The organism is Anaerosporobacter sp., from assembly GCF_965301125.1.
The window spans coordinates 1-2,562 of record NZ_CBDLAM010000324.1; the positions used below are offsets into that span (position 1 = coordinate 1).

Annotated in this window: 3 protein-coding genes; all 3 read right to left on the reverse strand. The window is 29.1% G+C overall.

Annotated features, from left to right (window positions below; all coding sequences use genetic code 11):
* On the reverse strand, positions 1-796 hold a 796-nt coding region (locus ACW2QF_RS19415; protein WP_455717665.1), incomplete at its 3' end, for a DMT family transporter.
* 10 nt (positions 797-806) lie between these two features.
* The gene (locus ACW2QF_RS19420; RefSeq protein WP_455717666.1) at positions 807-1,076 is read right to left on the reverse strand and encodes a metal-sensing transcriptional repressor; all 270 of its coding nucleotides are present in this window, start codon (positions 1,074-1,076) and stop codon (positions 807-809) included.
* Positions 1,077-1,429: 353 nt separating this feature from the next.
* Positions 1,430-2,041, reverse strand: a complete 612-nt coding sequence (locus tag ACW2QF_RS19425) for a hypothetical protein (protein ID WP_455717667.1) — start codon at positions 2,039-2,041, stop codon at positions 1,430-1,432.
* Positions 2,042-2,562: the final 521 nt, after the last annotated feature.

Here is a 2,562-nt window from a genome sequence, read left to right on the forward strand (position 1 = left end):
CTCTAAAAATATTAAGTGATAAAAATGAACCAGCAAAAGGTGCTATGGCATAGTATGTACTTGTTTTAGCAGCACCGAGTTCTCTTTGTGCATAGATATAGAAGAAAATACTTAATCCATATGCCACAAAACCTAAGATTAGTGCAAAGATAATATATAAAATATTAGTAACTCTCTCACCTAATATCAACGCAATTATTAATGATCCAAATCCAGAAAAGAACCCTTTAATCACAACAATTTGCAAAGGGTCCTTACTTGATAACTTCCTTGTACAGTTATTCTCAAAACCCCAGCAAATACACGCCAATAAAACAAATATTGAACCAATAGAAAAAGAAAAACTACTAAGGTCTTGAATAGAAAGTATCATACTAGAAATTGTAACAAGTACTATTGCAAACCATAGCCTATTCGTTATTTTTTCTTTATAGATACATAATGCAATTATTGATGTTGCAACTATTTCAAAGTTATTTAGTAATGATGCATTAGCAGCTGTTGTCATTGTCAATCCAATCATTAATAGTATCGGTGCAGCTATATCTAATAGAACCATTCCTATTGTATATGGAAGTTCTTTTTTTGTTAGTGGTAATTCTTTCGGTTTTGTTAACAATCTTTTTTGCACCAGACCTACTAAAACAAGTCCAATCCCTGCTCCTAGATATAAAAATGCCGCCATGATTGTTGAAGGTATTTCCTTTAATAAAAGTTTTGAAAATGGTGAATTTATCGCATACAATACTGCTGCTAATATTGCGTAAAATACTGCTGTCTTTCGTTTATTATTCATGACTTACCCCTCATTTCATAAATTTATCAATTGCTATAGATAAGTCATCTAGTACCTTTTGATCTTCCGTTTCAATTGCATGAACCACACAATGATTTATATGATCTTTTAAAATTAATTTTCCCACATTATTAACTTGAGATTTAGCTGATGCTAATTGAATTAATACTTCACTGCAATCTCTATCCTCTGAAACCATTCTTTTAACTAGTTCTAATTGACCAATTACTCTTGATAGTCTATTAATAACTGCTTTACTATTTTCATGATGATGTTCCATAATTCCCTCCTATATCCCCCATAGGGGGTTATTAAATAATAATACTCTTAGGGGACACATAAATCAAGTGCAATATGTTAAGTAATATTGATATATTCCTGTTTCCAGGTTTCATTAATTATAAAAATAGCCTTTCAGCTCAGAATTCTCAAAACGTTCACATAATTTTCATTAACATTCCATAGTTACTACACATTTTACTGTTATTATTATTACACCGAAGGAAGCTAAAACCTTTTTACATAGATTTTTTTTCATAAACCTCCCCTTTTATAGGAGCCAATTCCGATTGGCTCCTATTTTATTTGCGATCATATTCTTCTAATTTGACATAATCACTCTCACCTTTACATCTAAAACCGGTTCTTATAAACCTTCAATTTCTTGTTTTTATTACCAATATATATACAATTCACGTCATATATATATTGGTAATACTTATAATAATACTTGAGATGATTGTTATATAAAATATAATCTCGATATAATGTTGCAAATAATTCTTGATTATTTTTATAGCAATAGTTGTCATTTCTTTGTGTATCTTTATATTGTTTCATGTTATATAGTCTATCAAATTCTTTTGTCTTACTTATAAATCCTTGTGAGTAATCTACATAATGTCCAATCTCATGCATTACAGTATCAGCAATTGTAGTTGTATCACACTCTTTGTAATAGATGTATATAACCTTGTTATTAACGTCTGTAAGTCCGCAATAATTCTTTTCTGTATTACAGATAATAAATTGCCAACCTTCATTTAAAAAGTTGCTTAAAACTATTCTAGGGATCAAATTTATCGCTTGTACCGTATCATCTATGAAGTCGGTTGTCATTGTACCGTCAACCATGTAAGCTGGTTGCTCGTAGTACAGATACTGTTCTGACTTTTCTTTATCACAACCTGATAACAGAATAGTCAGACTTAGAAGTGTTAAAATTAATATAGATTTGTTTTTCATATAAATATCGCTTCCTATCGTAATTGCCTAAGATTATAACAATCATTAAATTACAATTTTGATTACAATAACGGTATTATTATGCGATATATTATGGTATTTTATAACAAATCTACTGCTTTTTTCTAAATCAGTAGGCGGAAATACTATTTACACTATTAATATTCAAATTACACTATCATTCGATATGTTACAAATGTTCCATACTTTAAATTTATCGGAAAATATTACAACTATAAAAACCAAATTTCTACTTGTTAATATGTTATGATGTTATTATAATTAATTAGCTCAATGCTTTTTAATAAATAATAAACAGGAAATGAGGACTACAAATGATTGATTTTCAAAACGGATCACTATTTAAACTAAAACAAGCAAAAGAAAATGACGTAAGCTCTACTCTATCTCACTTACTTATACCAGGCGAAGAAATCATCGGCGTATATAAAGGAATAAGAGATTCGAGACTGTAAAAAATTTTGTGTAAACTTAATAAGTGATATATATATCCTCTTGGA